Genomic DNA, 19814 nt, shown 5'->3' with positions numbered 1-19814 from the left:
AGGTTCTCGCCGTCGTCCTGGCCGGCGGTGAGGGCAAGCGCCTGATGCCGCTGACGGCCGACCGCGCCAAACCGGCCGTCCCGTTCGGCGGGATCTACCGGCTCATCGACTTCGCGCTGTCCAACGTCGTGAACTCCGGCTACCTCAAGGTCGTCGTGCTGACGCAGTACAAGTCGCACAGCCTCGACCGCCACGTCACCACGACTTGGCGGATGTCCAACCTGCTGGGCAACTACGTGACCCCGGTGCCGGCGCAGCTGCGCGTCGGCAAGCGGTGGTCCCTCGGCAGTGCCGACGCGATCTACCAGTCGCTCAACCTGCTGACCGACGAGCAGCCCGACATCGTCGTCGTGGTCGGTGCCGACCACGTCTACCGGATGGACTTCTCCCAGATGGTCGCCGACCACGTCGCCTCGGGCGCCGGGTGCACCGTCGCCGCGATCCGCCAGCCGATCAGCCTCGCCGACCAGTTCGGCGTGATCGACGTGGACCCCGCGGACCCGCAGAAGATCCGGGCCTTCCTCGAGAAGCCGACGGACCCGGTCGGGCTCCCCGACTCGCCCGACGAGGTGCTCGCGAGCATGGGCAACTACGTCTTCACCGCCGCCGCGCTGGTCGACGCCGTCACGCGCGACGCCGAGCGCGAGCAGTCCAAGCACGACATGGGCGGCGACATCGTCCCCTGGTTCGTCGACAAGGCGGAGTCGGCGGTCTACGACTACAAGGACAACGAGGTCCCGGGGGCGACCGACCGCGATCGCGGCTACTGGCGCGACGTCGGCACGATGCGCTCCTACTACGACGCCCACAAGGACCTCGTCTCGCCGCTGCCGGTCTTCAACCTCTACAACAACGCGTGGCCGATCTACACCAGCTACGGCCCGCACCCGCCGGCGAAGCTCGTCGAGGGTGCCAGCGGGGCGGGGGTCTCGACCTTCAACTCGATCCTCTCGCCCGGCGTCGTGGTCACCGGCGGCACGGTCAACCGATCGGTCCTCTCGCCCGCGGTGTGGGTCAAGGACGGTGCCGAGGTGTCCGACTCCGTGCTGATGGACGGCGTGCAGGTCGGTGAGGGGGCGATCGTGCGCAACGCGATCCTCGACAAGGGCGTCATCGTGCCCCCGGGTGCCCGGATCGGGGTCGACCACGAGGAGGACCTGGCCCGCGGCTTCGTCGTCGACGAGGGCCTGACCGTCCTGGCCAAGCAGCAGAAGGTCGAGAGCTAGGCGCCCAGCCCGTCGCGCTGTCCCACCAGGAAGGCGCGCTCGACGTCGTTGCGGCACGCCGCGATCGCCTGGTCGTACGCCGCCCGCGCGGCGTCCACGTCTCCGGCCCGCGACAGCAGCTCGGCGCGGACCGCGGCGGGGCGGTGGCTGTCCGGGATCTCCAGCCCCTCGAGCGCCGCGAGGCCGGCGGCGGCCCCGCGGTCCTCCGCGACGGCCACCGCGCGGGCGAGCCGGGCCGACGGGGACGGAGCGACCCGCAGGAGTAGGTCGTACAGCCCGACGATGCGGTCCCAGCGCGTGTCCGCGGCCGTGGGCGCGGTGGCGTGCTCGGCCGCGATCCGTGCCTGGAGGACGTACGACGCCGCCAGCGGGGTCACCGGGCCGGCCAGGCAGGGCGCGGCCAGGAGTCGGGTGGCCTCGGCGACCTCGTCGTGGCGCCAGCGGGTGCGGTCCTGGTCGGACAGGAGGACCAGGTGCCCGTCGCGCACGCGCGCATCACGCCGCGAGTGCTGGAGGAGCATCAACGCCAGCAACGCCACGAGGGCGGGCTCCTCGGGACGGAGGCCGAGCACGACGCGCACCAGCCGGATCGCCTCGCCGGACGACTCGGCGCGCAGCAGGTCGGGGCCGGCGCCGGGGGAGTAGCCCGCGGTGAAGGCCAGGTAGGCGGTCTGCGCAACGATGTCGAGCCGGTCCGGGAGCACCGACGCGTCCGGCACCGAGAACGGGATGCCCGCACCCACGATCCGCTTCTTGGCGCGGGTGATCCGGGCGGCCATGGTCGGCTCCGGGACGAGGAACAACCGGGCGATGTCGGCGGTCGGCACGCCGAGCACGAGGCGCAGGCTCAGGGCGCTGGCCGCCTCGGGTGCGAGTGCCGGGTGGGCGCACATCAGCACCAGCCGGAGGACGTCGTCCTCGACGAGGCTGCCGCTGTCGGCCATGGTGCGTGCGCCCTCCTGGTGGCGTTCGACGTCGGTGCGGACCAACGGCAGCTTGCGGCGTGCCACCTCCTCGGAGCGCAGCCGGTCGAGCACTCGCCGCCGGGCAGCCGTCATCAGCCACGCCGCGGGCTTGTCGGGCACGCCGTCGACGGGCCAGGTGCGGCTGGCCGACTCGACGGCGTCGCCGAGGGCGTCCTCGACCAGGTCGAGCCGGCGGAACTGCGCGAGGAGCAGGGCCACGAGACGGCCCCACTCCTCGCGCACGACCCGCTCGAGGTCGTCCGCGTCCGACCGGCTCAGAGCGCCACCTCGATGGTCGGGTGGATCTGGATGTCGTACGGCGGCAGCACCCGCAGGAGATCGACGACGACATCGAGGTCGGGCGCCTCGAGCAGGTAGAAGCCGCCCATGCCCTCGATGACCTCGGCGTAGGGCCCGTCGGTCAGCTGGACCTCCCCGCCGGTCGTGCGCATCACCGTCGCGTCGCCGGAGTCGCTCAGGGCCTCGCCGGCGAGCAGCTCGACGCCCTCACGCGCCCGGCAGGCGGCGTCGAACTCGCCGAACTTCGCCATGGCAGCCATCTGCTCGTCCTCGGTCTGGTCGGGCCACGGCTTCTCTGCGCCGTCGCCGATCAGCAGCACCAGGTACTTCATGACGGCCTCGTGTCGGGCACGACGGTCGGCACGACCTGGACCGCGTCACCGAGCGCCGCGATGATCTTGCAGCACTCGAGGAGGTCGTCGAGGTCCTCGGTCTCGATGTGGAAGTAGCCGCCCACCTGCTCCGCGGTCTCGGCGAAGGGGCCGTCGGTCACGGCCGCGCCCCCGGGCTGCACGGTGCGGATCGTGGTGCTGGCCTGGAGCTCGGCGCCGCCGACGATGCGGTGGCCCCGCTCGCCGAGCTGCTGCGCGAAGCGCCCGTACTCGGCATAGCCGTCCTTGCGCTCCTGCTCGCTCATGGTGGTCCACCAGCGGTCGCCGTCCCCGACGATCAGTACGACGTACTCGGTCATCGCTGTCTCCTTCACTCCGCCATGCGGCGGAACTCGATGTGCTCACCCCGCGCCGCGAAGCGCTGGCAGGCGGCCCGCAGGTCGGCCTCGTCGTCGCTGTCGACGAGGTAGAAGCCGACGACCTGCTCGGCCGTCTCGGAGAACGGACCCTCCGTCACGAGCGCCTCGCCGCCGTCGCCCGGGCGCATCGACGTGGCCCGGTCGGACGGCTCGAGCGGGCCGGCGGTCACCAGGGTGTGGCCACCCGCCCTCAGGTCCTCGTGGAACTGACCGTGCGACCGCATCCCCTTCTCGTGCTCCTCGGGCGGGAGCTGGGCCCACTCGGCCTCGGGGGCGGGGAGCAGGATCAGGTAGCGGCTCATGGGTGCGGTTCTTCTCCTCGAGCATCGGGCCGCCGGGTGCGGCCTCACCACTGTGACGGATGGTCGCCGCACGTTTCGACAACGCCGTGCGGCCATCTCGATCGATTTCGGACCCGTCTCGACGCGGACGCCCGCGCACACCAAGATGGAGCCATGGCCACCCACGAGAGAGCCGGACAGCCCGCCCGCACCGAGGACCTGGTGGACGTCTCCCACCTCGTGACGGCCTACTTCGACCTCGAGCCGGACCCCGACGACGTCTCCCAGCAGGTCGCCTTCGGCACCAGCGGTCACCGCGGCACGTCGCTCACCACGTCGTTCAACGAGATCCACATCGCGGCCACGACCCAGGCGATCTGCGACTACCGGCGCGAGCAGGGCTACGACGGCCCGCTCTTCATCGGCCGCGACACCCACGCGCTCTCCGAGCCGGCGTGGGTCACCGCCCTGGAGGTGCTGGTCGCCAACGACGTGACCGTGCTGGTCGACGACCGTGACGGCTTCACCCCGACCCCCGCGGTGAGCCACGCGATCCTGCGCGCCAACCAGGGGCGTACGACGGGCGCGGGCCTCGCCGACGGGATCGTGGTCACGCCCTCGCACAACCCGCCCCAGGACGGCGGCTTCAAGTACAACCCGCCCCACGGAGGGCCCGCCGACTCCGACGCCACGTCGGTCATCGCCGCCCGGGCCAACGAGCTGGTCCGGGGCAACATCGAGGGCGTGCGGCGGGTGGCCTTCGCCAGGGCTCGCGCGGCCGTCGGCTCCTACGACTTCCTCGGGACGTACGTCGACGACCTCCCGTCCGTGCTCGACCTCGACGTGGTCCGCGAGGCGGGGATCCGCATCGGCGCCGACCCCCTGGGTGGCGCGAGCGTCGCCTACTGGGGCGAGATCGCCGAGCGGCACCGCCTCGACCTCACGGTCGTCAACCCGCAGGTCGACCCGACGTGGCGCTTCATGACGCTCGACTGGGACGGCAAGATCCGGATGGACTGCTCCTCGCCCTACGCGATGGCCTCGCTGGTGCGCCGCAAGGACGAGTACGACGTCGCGACGGGCAACGACGCCGACGCCGACCGCCACGGCATCGTCACCCCTGACGCCGGCCTGATGAACCCCAACCACTTCCTGGCCGTCGCCATCGCGCACCTCTTCGGCGGGGCGCGGCCCCGTTGGCCGGAGACCGCGCGCATCGGCAAGACCCTCGTCTCGAGCTCGATGATCGACCGTGTGGCCGCGTCGATCGGCAAGCCGCTGGTCGAGGTGCCGGTCGGCTTCAAGTGGTTCGTGCCCGGACTGATGGACGGCTCGTTCGGCTTCGGCGGCGAGGAGTCGGCGGGCGCGTCGTTCCTGCGCCGCGACGGCTCGACGTGGACCACCGACAAGGACGGCCTCCTGCTGGCGCTGCTGGCCAGCGAGATCCTCGGCGCGACGGGGAGGACCCCGAGCGAGCACTACGCCTCGCTGGTCGCCGAGCACGGCGATCCGGCGTACGCCCGCATCGACGCCCCTGCCGACCGCGAGGAGAAGGCGAAGCTCGGTGCGCTCTCGCCCGACGACGTGAGCGCCACGACGCTGGCGGGGGAGTCGATCACCGCCAAGCTGACCGAGGCGCCGGGCAACGGCGCGAAGATCGGCGGGCTCAAGGTCACCACCGAGTCCGCGTGGTTCGCGGCGCGTCCCAGCGGCACCGAGGACGTCTACAAGATCTATGCGGAGTCGTTCCGCGGTCCCGAGCACCTGGCCCAGGTGCAGGACGAGGCACGCGAGGTCGTCAGTACTGCCCTGCAGGGATGAACTCGAAGCCGCCGCTCGACTGGGCGGGCACGGTGACCGACGACGTGACCGGTCCCGCCTCGATGGGCTCGCGTTGGTGCCCGTGCCGCCACGCGGCGTCGGTCGGGTCGTCGTCCATCTGGGCCCGGGAGAAGGTGACCGCGACGACGGACTCGAGGCGCACCAGGACCTGCTGGCCGTTGCCGTCGTCGAGGACGGCGCCCAGGCCGTCGCACCCGATGACGCGACCGTCGAGCCAGCAGCCCTGGACCAGGACGCGCACCTCGGACCCGGTGTCCTCGGCGCGACGGAGCAGCGTGCCGACGCTGAGCATGGTGCTGGAGATCTTGGTCATGCGGATACCCCCCACAGGTACGAGTGCAGCGACTGTAGGCCGCTCCTGAGGGGGCACCAGGCCCCTGAGGCAAGGGTGGGGCCGGCCTGCGCCGATTCTTGACCGATCGTGCCGGTTACCGGCGCACTGGTGTGGACCGCTCAGCCGCCGACCGGCCTGGCCTCGATCGGGTCACGTCGCCGAGCGCCCTGGGGGCGGGCGTCGGCCTGGTCCTGCGGGTCGTCGATGTCGGCGCGCGAGAAGCTGACCGCGACGATGGAGTCGAGGCGCACCAGCACCTGCTGGCCGTGTCCGTCGTCGAGCACCGCGCCGAGCCCGTCGGCACCGACGATGCGGCCGTCGAGCCAGGTCCCCTGCACGAGGACACGCACCGGCGCGGCGGCGTCCTGCGCATGTCGGAGCAGGGTGCCGACGGTGAAGAGCGTGCTCGACTTGCTACCCACGACGTCTCCCTTGCTGTCCGGGACACCGTAAGGTCCAGACCAGTTCGCGGGGGCCTGTTCGTCAGGAAAACCTTGCCCCTCTCACCCCTAGGGGGTGGCCCGGTCGACGATGTCGCGCAACGACCCGCTGGTGAGGATGCCGAACGTGCCGCCGTACGACGTCCCGAACCGGCTGCCGCAGAAGGCGTCCGCGACCTCCGCCGGGGCGAAGCGCACGAGCAGCGAGCCCTGGAGGCAGGCGGCCATCTGGCCGGCCAGCCGGCGTGCCCCGGCCTCCAGGCCAGCGGTGTCGCCGAGCAGCGCCAGCGTGTCGTCGACGGCCCGGTCGAGCCGGCTGTCCGCCCCCCGGGCGGCGCCCACCTCGGTGATCCATGCCTGCAGCACCTCGGGCTCGCGGCCGAGGGCGCGCAGCACGTCGAGGGCGTTGACGTTGCCCGAGCCCTCCCAGATCGAGTTGAGCGGCGACTCGCGGAACAGGAGCGGGAGGCCGGACTCCTCGACGTAGCCGTTCCCGCCGAGGCACTCCAGCGCCTCGGCCACCATCGCCGGCGTGCGCTTGCACACCCAGAACTTCGCCAGCGGCAGCGCGATCCTCCGCAGCGCGACCTCGTGGGCGTCGCCGGGGCGGTCGACGGCCGCGGCCAGGCGCATCGCCAGGGCGGTGGCGGCCTCGGACTCGACCGCGAGGTCGGCGACGACGTTCTGCATCAAGGGCTTGTCGACGAGCGGGCCACCGAAGGCCGAGCGGTGCGCCACGTGCCAGGACGCCTCGGCGAGAGCGTGCCGCATCAGCGCGGCCGACCCGAGGACGCAGTCGAGCCGTGTCGCGGCGACCATCTCGATGATCGTCCGCACGCCGCGGCCCTCGTCGCCCAGTCGCTGGGCGAGGGTGCCGTCGAGCTCGAGCTCGCTGGAGGCGTTCGACCGGTTGCCCAGCTTGTCCTTGAGCCGCACGACGTCGATCCGGTTGCGGGTGCCGTCGGCCAGCACCCGGGGCACCACGAAGCAGGTGAGGCCCCCGGGCGCCTGGGCCAGCACGAGGAAGAGGTCGTTCATCGGCGCGGAGGTGAACCACTTGTGGCCGTGCAGCGTGTACCAGCCGTCCTCGACCGTCGGCACCGCCCGCGTCTGGTTGGCGCGCACGTCCGAGCCACCCTGCTTCTCGGTCATGCCCATCCCGGCGAGCGCACCGGCCTTCTCCGACCTCGCGCGCACGCCCGGGTCGTAGGTCCGCGCCGCCAGCAGCGGCGTCCACTCCTTGGCGATGGCGTCGTCCGCGCGCAGCGCCGGCACCGCGGCGTACGTCATCGAGATGGGGCAGCCGTGCCCCGGCTCGGTCTGCGACCAGGCGAAGAACCCGGCCGCGCGCCGGAGGTGGGCGTGCTGGTCGCCACCGTCCTGCTGCTCCCACGGAGCCGCCTGCAGGCCGTGGCCGACCGCTCGCTCCATCAGCCAGTGCCACGAGGGATGGAACTCGACCTCGTCGATGCGGGTGCCGAAGCGGTCGTACGGCGTCAGCTGCGGGTGGTGGCGGTTGGCGAGCATGCCGTGCTCGCGCGCCTCCGCGGTGCCGGCGTCGGCACCCAGCGGGGCCAGCTCGTCGACGAGCCCCGGGGACCCGTGGCGGGTGATCGCGTCGGTGAGGGCCCGGTCGGAGGTGACCACGTTGTGGCCCACGAGTGGTGGGGCCTGGTTGGTGGCCGTCCGCGGGTCGGTGCGGTCGTGGAGGTCGTTCATGGGCCCACCGTAGGCGTTGCCGCCACGGTGGGGCCGGACCGGCCCGACCCCGCTCGAGGGTCGGCCGGGATCAGTCGAGGGTGACCGAGACCGACACCGGGGCCCGGTCGAAGGACGACTTGCGGTGGCCGCGCAGGGGGCGCAGGCAACCGGCCTGGAGGCCGACCTTGCTGAGCCCGTTGAGGTCACCGGCCTGGTAGAGGAGCGGCAGGTCGTAGAGCTCGGCACCCGCGGTCATGTACTGGTCGGTCGCCGGCACGTGGCCCAGCCCCATGACGTGGCCGACCTCGTGCAGGGTGAGCTGCTGGAACTGCACGGCGGTCATGGTCGCGGTGTCGGTGAGGTCGTAGAGCACACCGCCGTCGAGGGCCTCCCAGACCCGCTTGCCCCGGGCGTCACGGGCCGCACGGGTGCGGTCGTAGCCGCCGCGCGCCGCGGTGACCGGCCCGAGGTCGAGCTTGGTCTCCTCGTCGGTGGTGAAGGCGAAGACGATGTCGGGGTCCTTGCGGCGGAACCTGTTGTCGAGCGGCATGGCGTCGGTCTCGCCCTTGAACGTGAACTGCACGCCGGTGGCCTGCGACACCAGTGCCAGGGTGTTGGTGATGCCCTGGGTCACGGTGGCGGCGTCGGGCGTCGCTCGCGAGGTGTTGATGCCGTACGACAGCGTGCGGCAGGGATTCCACCGGTCACCCTTGTCGCCCAGCGGGGTCCACGAGGTGGGCGATCCCAGCGGCACGTAGGCCGGCACGACGCTCATCCGGTGGGCACGGGAGGTGTCGCCGCGGAACTTTCGGTTCTTGACCACCCGGGTGCGCAGCTTGGAGGAGTAGAACCAGGTCGTCGGGACCGTGATCTCGTAGGCGCCCGACCTGTCGGTCCTCACCTTGTCGACCTTGCGCCACCCGGTTGCGATCTTCTGCTCGAGGACGACGGTGCGCTTCTGCTTGCCCTTGTCCTTGACCGTGCCGGTCATCGCCACCGAGCCACCCGGGTTGGAGGCGGTGGCGGTGAGGGTCCCGGAGATCCGGGTCTTGCGGGGCGCTGCTTCGGCGGGAGCCGCGAGGAGCGAGACGGTCAGCGCGCTGGTGCTGAGCATCGCGACGGCGGCCAGGACGGGTGTGCGCGTGGGTCGGTGCATGCGGGTGACGCTACCCACGGTGCCCGTGGGGAAACCCGCCGCACGGGTTCGTCTCGCGGGGCACGTGAATCGTTACGGTGGCGCCATGGTCGAGGCGCGCGAGGAACCACCCGCCCCGCGCCGGGCCGAGGTCCTCGCCCGGCGCTGGGCGGAGCACCTCTGGCGGGTCACCGTCACGACCGTCGGCTCGTGCCTGCGGCACCGCGTGACCGGCCTGGCCGCCGAGGCTGCGTTCTTCGCGGTCCTGTCGGTGCCGCCACTGGTCTTCGCACTCGCGGGAGCGATCGGCTTCGTCAGCGACCGGTTCACCGCCACGCAGCTGGAGGACATCAGCAACGCCGTGCTCGAGGTCTCGCGTCAGGCGCTGACCGACCGCGCGGTCGACAAGATCATCGAGCCCACCATCCGCGAGGTGCTCGGGGGCGGGCGCTACGACGTCATCTCGATCGGCTTCGTCCTCGCGCTGTGGTCGGGCTCGCGCGCGCTCAACGTCTTCGTCGACACCATCACGATCATGCACGGGCTCGGCGGGCACCGGGGGATCGTGGCGACGCGGGCGCTCTCCTTCGTGCTCTACGCCCTCGCCATGGTGACCGGGGCGGTGAGCATCCCGCTCGTGGTCGCCGGGCCGTCGCTGGTCGACCGGTTGCTCCCCGAACGGCTCGACTTCCTCAACAGCCTCTACTGGCCCGTCGTCCTGGCGGTGTGCATCTGCTTCCTCGCCACGCTCTACCACGTGTCGGTGCCGGTGCGGACGAAGTGGAGGTTCAACCTGCCCGGGGCGACGTTCTCGCTGTTCTGCTGGGTGGCCGGCTCCTACGTCCTGCGCTGGGTGCTGACCGTGACCGCGGCGGAGTCGCGCTCGATCTACGGACCGCTCGCCGCACCCATCGCCGTCCTGCTCTGGCTCTACCTGCTGGCCCTCGCTGTGCTCATCGGCGCGGCGGTCAACGCGGCCTTCGACACGGTGTTCCCGCAGAAGAGCACGACGCGCGCCCGGCTCGAGCTCATGCAGCGGCTGCGCGAGCGCATCAGCGTGCGAGACTCCTGACCGTGTCGACGTTCAGCCACCAGCCCACTGTGGGTCGGGTGTCCCTCCCCGAGCGGGTCCGCTCGCCGTGGTGGGAGCTGGGCCGCCGGCTGCTGATGGCGATCGGCATCCTCGTGGGCACCGTGCTGCTGGTCTACCTCGATCGCGAGGGCTACCGCGACGGGAACGACCCGAAGAACGAGATCAGCCTGCTCGACGCGTTCTACTACACGACCGTCACGCTCAGCACCACCGGCTACGGAGACATCGCACCGGAGTCCCCGCAGGCCCGGCTGGTCAACGCCCTGGTCATCACGCCGGCGCGCATCGCCTTCCTTGTCCTGCTGATCGGCACCACCCTCGAGGTCCTTGCCTCGCAGGGCCGCGAGATGATCCGGGTCTCCCGGTGGAGGAAGAAGATGGATGAGCACGTCGTCGTCGTCGGCTACGGCACCAAGGGCCGCAGCGCGATCGAGACCCTGGTCAGCAACGGCTACGCCCGCGAGTCGATCGTCGTGGTCGACCCCAGCACGGTGGCCGTCGCCGACGGCAACCGCGACCAGCTCGTGGTGATCGCGGGGGACGCCACCCGGCGCGGGGTCCTGCGCCAGGCGGGGGTGGAGAAGGCGACGCACGTCATCATCACCACCGACCGCGACGACTCCAACGTGCTCGTCACCCTCACCGTGCGCCAGCTCAACCCGGACGCCTGGATCGTCGCCGCCGTGCGCGAGCAGGAGAACGTCCCCCTGATGCGGCAGTCCGGCGCCAACTCCGTGATCACCTCGTCCGACGCCGTGGGTCGGCTGCTCGGCCTGTCGTCGATGTCCCCGATGCTCGGCTCGGTGATGGAGGACCTGATGACGTACGGCGAGGGGCTCGAGGTCGCCGAGCGCGACCTGCTGGTCAACGAGGTCGGCAAGCAGCCCCAGTCCCTGCCCGACCAGGTCATCGCGGTGATCCGCGACGAGAAGGTCTACCGCTACTTCGACCCGGTGGTCTCGCTGCTGGGTCGCGGCGACCGGCTGGTCGTCGTACGTCCCGCCAAGGAGCTGCCCTGGGCTCCTCGCCCGGGCACCCACGGCGAGGAACTGGCCGACGAGGACGAATGATCCCGCTGTGATCGCCTCGCACGCCCACCGCTTCGTCTTCGTCAAGACCCGCAAGACCGCGGGCACGAGCCTCGAGATCGCACTGTCGCGCCACTGCGGCCCGACGGACGTCGTCACCCGGATCAGCCCGGAGGACGAGCAGCTGCGCGCCGCGGCCGGGGGAGTGGGACCGCAGAACGACGACACCACGCCGAGCTCGTACGCCCACATGGGCGCCCGTCGCGTGATCGAGGTGATCGGCCAGGAGACCTGGGACGACTACTTCACCTTCGCCGTCGAGCGGAACCCCTACGACGTGGTGGCCTCGTCCTACCGCTACAGCGCGCGCAAGCCGACCTTCACCAAGACCTTCGCCGAGTTCGTCCGCACCCCGCGCCGGCTCGACCGCCTGGCGCTCAACGAGCGGCTCTACCGCGCCGGCGGCACGGTGATCGTGGACCGCGTCTACCGCTACGAGGAGCTGCCCGACGCGGTCGCCGACATCTCGTCGCGGCTCGGCATCGCGCTCGACCTGCCGCACGCCAAGCAGGGGAGCGGTCCCCACTACCGCGAGCTCTACGGACCCGGCGACGCCGAGATCGTCGCCGCGCGGTTCGCCCGCACCATCCGGGAGTTCGGCTACGAGTTCTGACGAGCCGTAGGCCCGGGCACGGGAGGGGGTCGCCACGTCGAAAGACCCCGTCCTCGGAACCGAAGACGGGGTCTGACCTGCTCGCTGTGCTGGTGGGCGATACTGGGTTTGAACCAGTGACCTCTTCCGTGTCAAGGAAGCGCGCTACCGCTGCGCCAATCGCCCGGGTGTTGAGTTGTGTGCGAGGTGGGTACGGGATTTGAACCCGTGTAGACGGATTTGCAGTCCGTTGCCTCGCCTCTCGGCCAACCCACCGTGGAGGTTCCGAAATGAACGGGGGAGACCTTCCGAGCGGACAACGAGACTCGAACTCGCGACCTCAACCTTGGCAAGGTTGCGCTCTACCAACTGAGCTATGTCCGCCTGCATTTTCGGCCGTTTCACCGGCGTCAAGTGCGAGTGGAACAGTAGTACATGCCCTGCGCGGGGCCAAAATCGACCCCCGGTTGGCGTGTTCCCGCCGTCCGGTCGGGCGGGGGAAGCCCCCTAGAGTGAGGCCCATGCGTGCGTGGCTGAACGGTGACCTGATGGCCGATCCGACCCAGGGGGCCGTGGCGGTCACCGACCACGGGTTCACCGTCGGCGACGGGGTGTTCGAGGCGATCAAGACCCTTCACGGACAGCCGTTCGCCCTCACCCGACACTTGGCCCGGCTGGAGCGCTCGGCCGCGGGCCTCGGGCTTCCCGCCCCCGACCTCGACGACGTACGACGCGGTGTCGAGGCAGTCCTCGAGGACGACCCGATCGGACGGCTGCGGATCACCTACTCCGCCGGGCCGCACCCGATGGGCTCGGGCCGCGGGGGCGGTCCGCCGACGCGGGTCGTCGCCTACAGCGCGATCAGGGTGGCCGCCGACTCCACCACCGTCGTCACGGTGCCGTGGACCCGCAACGAGCACGGAGCCACCGCCGGCCTCAAGACGACGTCGTACGCCGAGAACGTGATCGCCCTCGCCCACGCCGCCGAGCGCGGCGGCACCGAGGCGATCTTCGCCAACACCGCGGGCCACCTCTGCGAGGGCACCGGCTCGAACGTCTTCTACGTCGTCGACGACGAGCTCCGCACGCCGAGCCTGGCCGCCGGCTGCCTCGCCGGCGTGACGCGGGCGCTGGTGATCGAGTGGTGCGGTGCCCGGGAGGTCGACGAGCCGCTGGCGGACGTCCTCGCCCACGCCAGCGAGGCGTTCCTCGCCTCCACGACGCGCGACGTCCAGGCGATCGCGCGCTGGGACGACCGCGACCTGCCCACGCCCGGCCCAGTGACCAAGGCCTGTGCGGAGACGTGGCGTGCCCGCGAGGCTGAGACGATGGATCCATGAACATCCTCGACCCGGCGATCTCCGCCCGGCTCCGCCACACCGCCGAGGGCCTTGTGCCCGTCGTCGTGCAGCAGCACGGCTCCGGCGAGGTGCTGATGCTGGCGTGGGTCGACGACGAGGCGCTGGGGCGCACGATCGACACCGGCCGGGCGACGTACTGGTCCCGGTCGCGGCGCGAGTACTGGGCGAAGGGCGACACCTCCGGCCACGTGCAGTGGGTCAAGGAGATCCGCCTCGACTGCGACGGCGACACCCTGCTCTTCGTCGTCGACCAGGTCGGTGCCGCCTGCCACACCGGCGACCACACGTGCTTCGACGCCGACCTGGTGCACCGGGTCGATGGCTGATCCGCAGCGGGCGCGCCGGACCTTCGGGCCCGTCGTGCTGCTCGGCCTCGCCTCCGCCGGGCTGGCCGCAGTCGCCGGGACCAGGACGTGGGTGACCGGTCGCTCCGGCTCCGTGGACACCAGCGCGGGGTCGGCGATGACCTCGGCCCTCTCGCTCGACGTGGTGGGGGAGTCGCCGCTGGCCGGTGCGCTGGCCCTCGCCGTGCTGGCGTGCTGGGGCGTGGTCCTCGTCACCCGCGGACGCGTCCGCCGTGCGGTGGCGCTGCTCGGGCTCGTCGGCGCCGTGGGGCTGCTCGTCGCGACGGTCGCGGAGTTCTGGACCCTGCCCGACAAGCTCGCCGACGCGCTCACCGAGGTGTCGGGCGTCGGCACCGCGACCACCTCCTTCACGCCGTGGTACGCCGCCGCGCTCGTCGGAGGGCTCCTGAGCGTCCTCACCACCGTCGCAGCGGTCCGCCTCGTGGGCCGCTGGCCCGAGATGGGCACGAAGTACGACGCGCCCGCCGGTGCGCGGGCCCAGGCCGCGCCCGCTCGGCCGACGGAGAACATCGACATCTGGAAGGCCCTCGACGAGGGCCGGGACCCGACCGCCTAGACTTCGGCGCGCACTCGCTGAAGTCGACGAAGGAGCACTCACCATGGCTGCTGGCCACGGCAACACCCCCGCTGCCTGGACCGCGGTAGCGGTCGCGATGCTCGGCTTCGTCGTGGGCAGCGTCGCCCTGCTCCAGGTCCCGACGCAGATGACGCTGCTGTGGGTCGGCATCGTGATCGCCGCGATCGCGTTCCCGCTGTTCCTCGTGCTGTCCAAGCTCGGCTTCAACACCTCCGAGCACTGAGCCTCCCCGGATCCCGGTGGGATCCGGAGCGAGTCCGACCACTGGGCACCGCCCCTGGGTGGGCTGGGCCTGGGTGAGAGGCTGAACGCATGCCTGCGACCGGTTCCGTGCTCGACGACATCGTCGCCGGCGTACGTGAGGACCTCGCGCGCCGCGAGGCCGCGCTGCCCCTGCCCGAGCTGCTCGCGCACCTTGCGGACGCCCCGGCGCCGCGGGACCCGATGCCGCACTTCCGCGCGCGCGGCTCCAGCGTGATCGCCGAGGTCAAGCGGCGCAGCCCCAGCAAGGGCGACCTGGCCGACATCGTGGACCCGGCCGCGCTCGCGACGGCGTACGCCCGGGGCGGTGCCGCGGCGATCTCGGTCCTCACCGAGGAGCGCCGCTTCGGCGGCAGCCTGGCCGACCTGCGGGCCGTGCGCGCCGCGGTCGACACGCCGCTGCTGCGCAAGGACTTCATCGTCGAGACGTACCAGCTCGTCGAGGCCCGCGCGGCCGGCGCCGACCTGGCCCTGCTGATCGTGGCGGCGCTCGACGACGACACCCTGCGCCGGCTCCACGACGAGGCCGGCGAGCTCGGCCTCACCGTGCTGGTCGAGGTGCACGACGAGGCCGAGACCGAGCGCGCGATGGCGCTCGACGCCGAGCTGATCGGCGTCAACAGCCGCAACCTCAAGACCCTCGAGGTCGACCCCGACGTCTTCGGCCGCCTCGCCCCGCAGATCCACGCCGATGTCGTGAAGGTCGCCGAGAGCGGCATCGCGGGCGTCGACGACGTACGCCGCTTCGTCTCCGAGGGCGCGGGCGTCGTACTGGTCGGCGAGGCGCTGGTCAAGGACGGCGACCCCGAGGCCGCCGTACGCGCAATGACAGGAGTGACCGCACCGTGAGTCAGCAGACGAGCCAGCCCGTGAAGTACGACGCCGACGACCTCGGCTACTTCGGCGAGACCTGGGGCGGGCGGTTCATGCCCGAGGCCCTCGTCTCGGCGCTCGACGAGCTGACCGCGGCCTGGCAGGACGCGATGGCCGACGCCGCCTTCGTCGCCGAGTTCGAGCGGGTGCTGCGCGACTACGCCGGCACGCCCAGCCGGCTCTACCACGCCGAGCGGCTCTCGAAGAGCGTCGGCGCCCGGGTGCTGCTCAAGCGCGAGGACCTCAACCACACCGGCGCCCACAAGATCCGCAACGTGATGGGCCAGGCGCTGCTCACCAAGCGGATGGGCAAGACGCGCGTCATCGCGGAGACCGGCGCCGGCCAGCACGGCGTCGCCAGCGCCACGGCGGCCGCGTGGTTCGACCTCGACTGCACCGTCTACATGGGTGCCGTCGACACCCGCCGGCAGGCCCTCAACGTCGCCCGGATGCAGCTGCTCGGCGCCAAGGTGGTGCCGGTGGAGTCCGGGAGCGCCACGCTCAAGGACGCCATCAACGAGGCCATGCGCGACTGGGTCGCCAGCGTCGACCACACCGCCTACCTCTTCGGCACCGCGGCAGGCCCGCACCCCTTCCCGAGCATGGTCCGCGACTTCTGCCGCGGCATCGGCGACGAGGCGCGCGCCCAGTGCCTCGAGCAGTACGGCGTCCTGCCGGACGCGGTCGCGGCCTGCGTGGGCGGCGGCTCCAACGCCATCGGCCTCTTCACGGCCTTCCTCGAGGACGAGGGTGTCGAGATCCACGGCTTCGAGCCCGGCGGTGACGGCGTGGAGACGGGCCGGCACGCCGCCACGATCCACGCCGGCGAGGCGGGCGTGCTGCACGGCGCGCGCACCTACGTCCTGCAGGACGAGGACGGCCAGACCGTCGAGTCGCACTCGATCTCCGCCGGTCTCGACTACCCCGGCGTCGGGCCGCAGCACTCGTGGCTCGCCGCGGCCGGGCGGGCGTCGTACACGCCGGTCACGGACGCGCAGGCCATGGAGGCGATGGCGCTGCTGAGCCGGACCGAGGGGATCATCCCCGCCATCGAGTCCGCGCACGCCGTCTACGGTGCGCTCGACGTGGCGCGGCGCCTCGGGCAGGAGAAGGGCCCCGACGCGACGGTCATCATCAACCTGAGCGGGCGCGGCGACAAGGACATGGGCACCGCGATCGAGTGGTTCGGCCTCGGGGACGCCGAGGCCGAGGCCACCCCCGTCATCGCCACGGCTCCGGGCGAGGAGGCCTGATGACGTCGACGAGTGCCGCCTTCGCGACGGCCCGCGCCGAGGGCCGCTCCGCCCTGATCGGCTACCTCCCCGCCGGCTACCCGAGCGTCGAGGGGTCGATCAAGGCCCTGCAGGTGATGGTCGAGGCCGGCTGCGACGCGATCGAGATCGGCCTTCCCTACAGCGACCCCGTCATGGACGGACCGACGATCCAGGCCGCGGCCCAGCAGGCGCTGGAGGGCGGGGTCCGCACGGCCGACGTGCTGCGCGTGGTCGAGGCCGTCGCCGCGACCGGCGTGCCGACGCTCGTGATGACCTACTGGAACCCCATCGAGCGCTACGGCGTGGAGCGCTGGGCCGCCGACCTCGCCGCGGCCGGGGGAGCCGGGATGATCACGCCCGACATCACCCCCGACTACGGCTCCGCGTGGATCGCCGCCGCCGACGCGCACGACCTCGACAAGGTCTTCCTCGTCGCGCCGAGCTCCACCGACGCGCGCGTCGCGATGACCGCCGAGGCCAGCCGCGGGTTCGTCTACGCCGCGGCGGTCATGGGCGTCACCGGTGCGCGCGACGCGACCTCCGACCTCGCCGGACCGCTCGTCGGCCGGGTGCGGGCCAGCGGTGACATCCCGGTCGCCGTCGGCATCGGCGTCAGCAACGGTGACCAGGCCGCCGAGGTGGCTGCCTTCGCCGACGGCGTCATCGTCGGCTCGGCCTTCGTGCGGACCCTGCTCGACCACGCCGGGGACGAGGCGGGCGGGCTCGAGGCGCTGCGCGTGCTGACCGCCGACCTGGCCGAGGGCGTACGACGTGGCGCGAGGTAGGGCCGCGCTGGCGGTCGCCCTGCTCGGCCTGCTGACCGCCTGTGGGGGAGGAGCCGAACCGACGGGGCTCACGGGCACCGTGCTCGACCCGCCGTTCGAGGTGTCGTCGACGCCGCTGGTCGACACCGGGGGTGACGCCTTCAGCCTCACCGAGGACACCGACAAGGACCTGACGCTCGTCTTCTTCGGCTACACCAACTGCCCCGACATCTGCGGCCAGGTGATGGCCACCCTCGCCGGCACGCTGAGCCGGCTGGACGACGGGCAGAAGGACCGGCTCGACGTGGTGTTCGTGACCACCGACCCCGCGCGCGACGACGAGGCCGCCGTCGAGAGGTACGTCAGTGCCTTCGACCCCAGCATCGTCGGCCTCACCGGCGACCTGGACGACATCGTCGAGGTCGCCCGGAGCATGGCGGTCGCGGTCGACCAGGGCGAGAAACTGCCCAGCGGGGGCTACGAGGTCACCCACGGCACCCGGGTCCTGGCCATCGACGAGGCGGACGACTCCACGATGATGTGGGACCAGGACGTCTCCCAGGCCCAGCTGGCCCACGACGTCACGGCGTTGCTCGAGGAGGGATGATGCTCCCCATGCTGTCCGTGCCGTCCCCGCTGGTGACCTTGATGTCGATCCCCAGCCCGTCCGAGGGCGTGTGGCACCTCGGTCCGCTGCCCATCCGCGCCTACGCCCTCTGCATCATCGCCGGCATCGTCTTCGCGATCTGGCTCGGTGAGCGGCGTTGGGTCGCCCGCGGCGGCGTCGCCGGCGAGGTCAGCGACCTGGCCATCTGGGCGGTGCCGTTCGGACTGGTCGGCGGACGGCTCTACCACGTCATCACCGACTGGCACCTCTACTTCGGCGAGGGCAAGAACCCCGTGACCGCGCTGTACGTGTGGCGCGGCGGCCTCGGCATCTGGGGTGCCGTCGCGCTGGGCATCGTCGGTGTCTGGATCGGAGCGCGGCTGCGCGGGATCAAGCTGCTGCCGATGCTCGACGCGCTGGCGCCGGGCGTGCTGGTCGCGCAGGCGTTCGGCCGCTGGGGCAACTGGTTCAACCAGGAGCTCTACGGCCGGCCGACCGACCTGCCCTGGGGGCTGGAGATCGACGTGGCCCACCGGCCGTCGCAGTACCTCGACGTGGCGACCTACCACCCGACCTTCCTCTACGAGTGCCTCTGGAACCTCGCCGCCTTCGCGGTGCTGATCTGGCTCGACCGGCGTTTCCGCCTGGGTCACGGCCGGGTGGCGGCCCTCTACGTCATGCTCTACACGGCCGGGCGGGGCTGGATCGAGAACCTCCGCATCGACGACGTCCAGATGGACGACGTCCTCGGCCTGCGGCTCAACGTGTGGACCTCCATCGTCCTCTTCGTCGCGGCCGCGCTGTTCTACGCCTGGTCCGCCAGGCGGCACCCCGGGCGCGACGAGACCGTGCGCACGCGGGAGCCGGCGGACGAGGCCGCGGACTCCGCGGACCGGTCCACGGCCGATCCCACGGCCTGAAACGCGTCACCCCGGCGTCGTACGCCGGTGATAGATTCCGTCTCGCTCGGGCCAACGTCGTCCCCAGCGGTAACGCCCACCCCCCAGCACGGCCGGGACCTGCGCCCGGACAGCTGAGACGACGACGGGAGAACCAGTGTCCTCCACGCACGCGTTCCCGCCGAACTTCCCTCCGCCGCAGGGTCTCTACGACCCGCGCCAGGAGAAGGACGCCTGTGGTGTCGCCATGGTGGCGACCCTGACCGGTGAGGCCAGCCACGACATCGTGGCCAAGGCGCTCACCGCGCTGCGCAACCTCGACCACCGCGGTGCGGCCGGCGCCGAGGTCAACTCCGGCGACGGCGCCGGCATCCTGATGCAGGTGCCGGACGCCTTCCTGCGCGAGGTCACCGACTTCGAGCTCCCCCCGGCGCGGGCGTACGCAGTCGGCACCGCGTTCCTGCCCGGCGACGCCGACGCGGTCGCCGCGACGCGGCGGCGCATCGAGGAGATCGCCGACGAGGAGGGCCTCGCCGTCCTCGGCTGGCGCGAGGTCCCGGTCGACGACTCGACCCTCGGCGCGACCGCCCGCAGCGTCATGCCGTCGTTCGCCCAGCTCTTCGTCGCCGGCAAGGGCTCCCGGGTCACCGGGATGGGCCTGGAGCGGCTGGCCTTCTGCCTGCGCAAGCGCGCCGAGTCGGAGACCGACGTCTACTTCCCGTCGCTGTCCTCGCGCACCCTGGCCTACAAGGGGATGCTCACCACCGATCAGCTCGACCAGGTCTTCCCCGACCTGACCGACGAGCGGGTGGCCTCGGCGATGGCGGTCGTGCACTCCCGCTTCTCCACCAACACCTTCCCGAGCTGGCCGCTGGCCCACCCGTTCCGCTTCATCGCCCACAACGGCGAGATCAACACCGTGATGGGCAACCGCAACTGGATGCGGGCCCGCGAGGCCCTGCTCGAGAGCGACCTGATCCCCGGCGACCTCGAGCGGCTCTTCCCGATCTGCACCCCGGGTGCGTCGGACTCGGCGTCCTTCGACGAGGTCCTCGAGTTGCTGCACCTCGGCGGTCGGTCGCTGC

The 19814-nt window shown here is 71.8% G+C and carries 22 protein-coding genes, 3 tRNA genes and 1 pseudogene; 15 read left to right on the top strand and 11 right to left on the bottom strand.

Annotation, left to right across the window (positions count from 1 at the left end; genetic code table 11):
* The coding region (gene glgC, locus JWN97_RS15460; RefSeq protein WP_297624433.1) for a glucose-1-phosphate adenylyltransferase at positions 1 to 1226 on the top strand (1226 nt) is incomplete at its 5' end.
* On the opposite strand, the gene JWN97_RS15455 is transcribed toward glgC, so the two are convergent.
* The 4 genes from JWN97_RS15455 to JWN97_RS15440 are packed head-to-tail and all read right to left on the bottom strand — an operon-like array spanning position 1223 to position 3544.
* Complete coding sequence (locus JWN97_RS15455) at positions 1223 to 2410, bottom strand: DUF6596 domain-containing protein (RefSeq protein ID WP_297624431.1); 1188 nt, start codon at positions 2408 to 2410, stop codon at positions 1223 to 1225. The genes glgC and JWN97_RS15455 overlap by 4 nt on opposite strands.
* A gap of 56 nt (positions 2411 to 2466) precedes the next feature.
* On the bottom strand, positions 2467 to 2823 hold the full coding sequence (locus JWN97_RS15450) for a YciI family protein (protein ID WP_297624429.1): 357 nt from the start codon (positions 2821 to 2823) through the stop codon (positions 2467 to 2469).
* Positions 2820 to 3182: a YciI family protein gene (locus tag JWN97_RS15445; RefSeq protein ID WP_297624427.1), complete on the bottom strand. Its 363-nt coding sequence runs from the start codon at positions 3180 to 3182 to the stop codon at positions 2820 to 2822. The genes JWN97_RS15450 and JWN97_RS15445 overlap by 4 nt, the downstream gene beginning before the upstream one ends.
* Positions 3183 to 3193: 11 nt before the next feature.
* Positions 3194 to 3544 carry a YciI family protein gene (locus tag JWN97_RS15440; RefSeq protein ID WP_297624425.1) on the bottom strand — a complete coding sequence of 117 codons (351 nt, stop codon included), beginning with the start codon at positions 3542 to 3544 and terminating at the stop codon, positions 3194 to 3196.
* A gap of 153 nt (positions 3545 to 3697) precedes the next feature.
* On the opposite strand from JWN97_RS15440, the gene pgm reads away from it, so the two are divergent.
* Entirely contained in the window at positions 3698 to 5344 is a 1647-nt protein-coding gene (pgm, locus tag JWN97_RS15435) for a phosphoglucomutase (alpha-D-glucose-1,6-bisphosphate-dependent) (RefSeq protein ID WP_297624423.1), read from the top strand.
* On the opposite strand, the gene JWN97_RS15430 is transcribed toward pgm, so the two are convergent.
* From JWN97_RS15430 to JWN97_RS15415, 4 genes are all read right to left on the bottom strand, one after another.
* Complete coding sequence (locus JWN97_RS15430) at positions 5322 to 5678, bottom strand: hypothetical protein (protein ID WP_297624419.1); 357 nt, start codon at positions 5676 to 5678, stop codon at positions 5322 to 5324. The two genes, pgm and JWN97_RS15430, sit on opposite strands and share 23 nt — an antisense overlap.
* A gap of 140 nt (positions 5679 to 5818) precedes the next feature.
* Positions 5819 to 6121, bottom strand: coding sequence for a hypothetical protein (locus tag JWN97_RS15425; protein WP_297624416.1), 303 nt, complete (start codon positions 6119 to 6121; stop codon positions 5819 to 5821).
* Between the two features lie 87 nt (positions 6122 to 6208).
* A complete protein-coding gene (locus JWN97_RS15420; RefSeq protein WP_297624413.1) occupies positions 6209 to 7858 on the bottom strand; it encodes an acyl-CoA dehydrogenase family protein in 1650 nt (549 codons plus the stop codon).
* A 70-nt stretch (positions 7859 to 7928) separates the two neighbouring features.
* Positions 7929 to 8996 (bottom strand): matrixin family metalloprotease, encoded by a 1068-nt coding sequence (locus JWN97_RS15415; protein WP_297624410.1) that lies wholly within the window; start codon positions 8994 to 8996, stop codon positions 7929 to 7931.
* Positions 8997 to 9081: 85 nt separating this feature from the next.
* Between JWN97_RS15415 and JWN97_RS15410 the strand changes: the two genes are divergently transcribed.
* Genes JWN97_RS15410 through JWN97_RS15400 form a run of 3 tightly spaced genes read left to right on the top strand, consistent with a single transcriptional unit; the run spans position 9082 to position 11769 of the window.
* Entirely contained in the window at positions 9082 to 10047 is a 966-nt protein-coding gene (locus JWN97_RS15410; RefSeq protein ID WP_297624407.1) for a YihY/virulence factor BrkB family protein, read from the top strand.
* Positions 10048 to 10049: 2 nt separating this feature from the next.
* On the top strand, positions 10050 to 11138 hold the full coding sequence (locus tag JWN97_RS15405) for an NAD-binding protein (protein WP_363321299.1): 1089 nt from the start codon (positions 10050 to 10052) through the stop codon (positions 11136 to 11138).
* A gap of 7 nt (positions 11139 to 11145) precedes the next feature.
* Entirely contained in the window at positions 11146 to 11769 is a 624-nt protein-coding gene (locus tag JWN97_RS15400; protein ID WP_297624404.1) for a hypothetical protein, read from the top strand.
* A 90-nt stretch (positions 11770 to 11859) separates the two neighbouring features.
* Here the strand turns inward: JWN97_RS15400 and JWN97_RS15395 are convergent.
* From JWN97_RS15395 to JWN97_RS15385, 3 genes are all read right to left on the bottom strand, one after another.
* Positions 11860 to 11934: transfer RNA gene (locus JWN97_RS15395), tRNA-Val, on the bottom strand.
* A 19-nt stretch (positions 11935 to 11953) separates the two neighbouring features.
* Positions 11954 to 12024: transfer RNA gene (locus JWN97_RS15390), tRNA-Cys, on the bottom strand.
* 35 nt (positions 12025 to 12059) lie between these two features.
* Positions 12060 to 12132 (bottom strand) — tRNA-Gly (locus tag JWN97_RS15385).
* Positions 12133 to 12269: 137 nt separating this feature from the next.
* Here JWN97_RS15385 and JWN97_RS15380 point away from each other — a divergent pair.
* From JWN97_RS15380 to JWN97_RS15335, 10 genes and pseudogenes are all read left to right on the top strand, one after another.
* Positions 12270 to 13088 carry an aminotransferase class IV gene (locus tag JWN97_RS15380; protein ID WP_297624402.1) on the top strand — a complete coding sequence of 273 codons (819 nt, stop codon included), beginning with the start codon at positions 12270 to 12272 and terminating at the stop codon, positions 13086 to 13088.
* Entirely contained in the window at positions 13085 to 13435 is a 351-nt protein-coding gene (gene hisI / locus JWN97_RS15375) for a phosphoribosyl-AMP cyclohydrolase (RefSeq protein ID WP_297624399.1), read from the top strand. Before JWN97_RS15380 ends, hisI begins: the two co-directional genes overlap by 4 nt.
* The gene (locus JWN97_RS15370; RefSeq protein ID WP_297624396.1) at positions 13428 to 14030 is read left to right on the top strand and encodes a Trp biosynthesis-associated membrane protein; all 603 of its coding nucleotides are present in this window, start codon (positions 13428 to 13430) and stop codon (positions 14028 to 14030) included. Before hisI ends, JWN97_RS15370 begins: the two co-directional genes overlap by 8 nt.
* A gap of 43 nt (positions 14031 to 14073) precedes the next feature.
* Positions 14074 to 14274, top strand: coding sequence for an HGxxPAAW family protein (locus JWN97_RS15365; RefSeq protein ID WP_297624393.1), 201 nt, complete (start codon positions 14074 to 14076; stop codon positions 14272 to 14274).
* An 89-nt stretch (positions 14275 to 14363) separates the two neighbouring features.
* Positions 14364 to 15161: an indole-3-glycerol phosphate synthase TrpC gene (gene trpC, locus JWN97_RS15360; protein WP_297624390.1), complete on the top strand. Its 798-nt coding sequence runs from the start codon at positions 14364 to 14366 to the stop codon at positions 15159 to 15161.
* Positions 15158 to 16438 (top strand): tryptophan synthase subunit beta, encoded by a 1281-nt coding sequence (gene trpB / locus JWN97_RS15355; protein WP_297624388.1) that lies wholly within the window; start codon positions 15158 to 15160, stop codon positions 16436 to 16438. Before trpC ends, trpB begins: the two co-directional genes overlap by 4 nt.
* Complete coding sequence (gene trpA / locus JWN97_RS15350; protein ID WP_297624386.1) at positions 16438 to 17244, top strand: tryptophan synthase subunit alpha; 807 nt, start codon at positions 16438 to 16440, stop codon at positions 17242 to 17244. The genes trpB and trpA overlap by 1 nt, the downstream gene beginning before the upstream one ends.
* The gene (locus JWN97_RS15345) at positions 17231 to 17830 is read left to right on the top strand and encodes an SCO family protein (RefSeq protein ID WP_297624383.1); all 600 of its coding nucleotides are present in this window, start codon (positions 17231 to 17233) and stop codon (positions 17828 to 17830) included. Before trpA ends, JWN97_RS15345 begins: the two co-directional genes overlap by 14 nt.
* Positions 17827 to 18750, top strand: a complete 924-nt coding sequence (gene lgt, locus JWN97_RS15340) for a prolipoprotein diacylglyceryl transferase (RefSeq protein ID WP_297624380.1) — start codon at positions 17827 to 17829, stop codon at positions 18748 to 18750. Before JWN97_RS15345 ends, lgt begins: the two co-directional genes overlap by 4 nt.
* 226 nt (positions 18751 to 18976) lie before the next feature.
* Positions 18977 to 19814: pseudogene (locus tag JWN97_RS15335) on the top strand (glutamate synthase subunit alpha); the annotation flags it as partial.

The organism is Nocardioides sp. (assembly GCF_025965415.1).
Taxonomy (GTDB): domain Bacteria; phylum Actinomycetota; class Actinomycetes; order Propionibacteriales; family Nocardioidaceae; genus Nocardioides.
The sequence above is the reverse complement of the archived record's forward strand: the minus strand, read 5'-3'. Positions and strand labels throughout refer to the sequence as shown.

Bases quoted from the DNA above. Each gene is read 5' to 3' on its own strand.
- JWN97_RS15450 (WP_297624429.1), bottom strand. From the start codon at position 2,823: ATGAAGTACCTGGTGCTGCTGATCGGCGACGGCGCAGAGAAGCCGTGG.
- JWN97_RS15445 (WP_297624427.1), bottom strand. From the start codon at position 3,182: ATGACCGAGTACGTCGTACTGATCGTCGGGGACGGCGACCGCTGGTGG.
- JWN97_RS15440 (WP_297624425.1), bottom strand. From the start codon at position 3,544: ATGAGCCGCTACCTGATCCTGCTCCCCGCCCCCGAGGCCGAGTGGGCC.
- pgm (WP_297624423.1), top strand. From the start codon at position 3,698: ATGGCCACCCACGAGAGAGCCGGACAGCCCGCCCGCACCGAGGACCTG.
- JWN97_RS15430 (WP_297624419.1), bottom strand. From the start codon at position 5,678: ATGACCAAGATCTCCAGCACCATGCTCAGCGTCGGCACGCTGCTCCGT.
- JWN97_RS15420 (WP_297624413.1), bottom strand. From the start codon at position 7,858: ATGAACGACCTCCACGACCGCACCGACCCGCGGACGGCCACCAACCAG.
- JWN97_RS15415 (WP_297624410.1), bottom strand. From the start codon at position 8,996: ATGCACCGACCCACGCGCACACCCGTCCTGGCCGCCGTCGCGATGCTC.
- JWN97_RS15410 (WP_297624407.1), top strand. From the start codon at position 9,082: ATGGTCGAGGCGCGCGAGGAACCACCCGCCCCGCGCCGGGCCGAGGTC.
- JWN97_RS15380 (WP_297624402.1), top strand. From the start codon at position 12,270: ATGCGTGCGTGGCTGAACGGTGACCTGATGGCCGATCCGACCCAGGGG.
- hisI (WP_297624399.1), top strand. From the start codon at position 13,085: ATGAACATCCTCGACCCGGCGATCTCCGCCCGGCTCCGCCACACCGCC.
- JWN97_RS15370 (WP_297624396.1), top strand. From the start codon at position 13,428: ATGGCTGATCCGCAGCGGGCGCGCCGGACCTTCGGGCCCGTCGTGCTG.
- JWN97_RS15365 (WP_297624393.1), top strand. From the start codon at position 14,074: ATGGCTGCTGGCCACGGCAACACCCCCGCTGCCTGGACCGCGGTAGCG.
- trpC (WP_297624390.1), top strand. From the start codon at position 14,364: ATGCCTGCGACCGGTTCCGTGCTCGACGACATCGTCGCCGGCGTACGT.
- trpA (WP_297624386.1), top strand. From the start codon at position 16,438: ATGACGTCGACGAGTGCCGCCTTCGCGACGGCCCGCGCCGAGGGCCGC.
- lgt (WP_297624380.1), top strand. From the start codon at position 17,827: ATGATGCTCCCCATGCTGTCCGTGCCGTCCCCGCTGGTGACCTTGATG.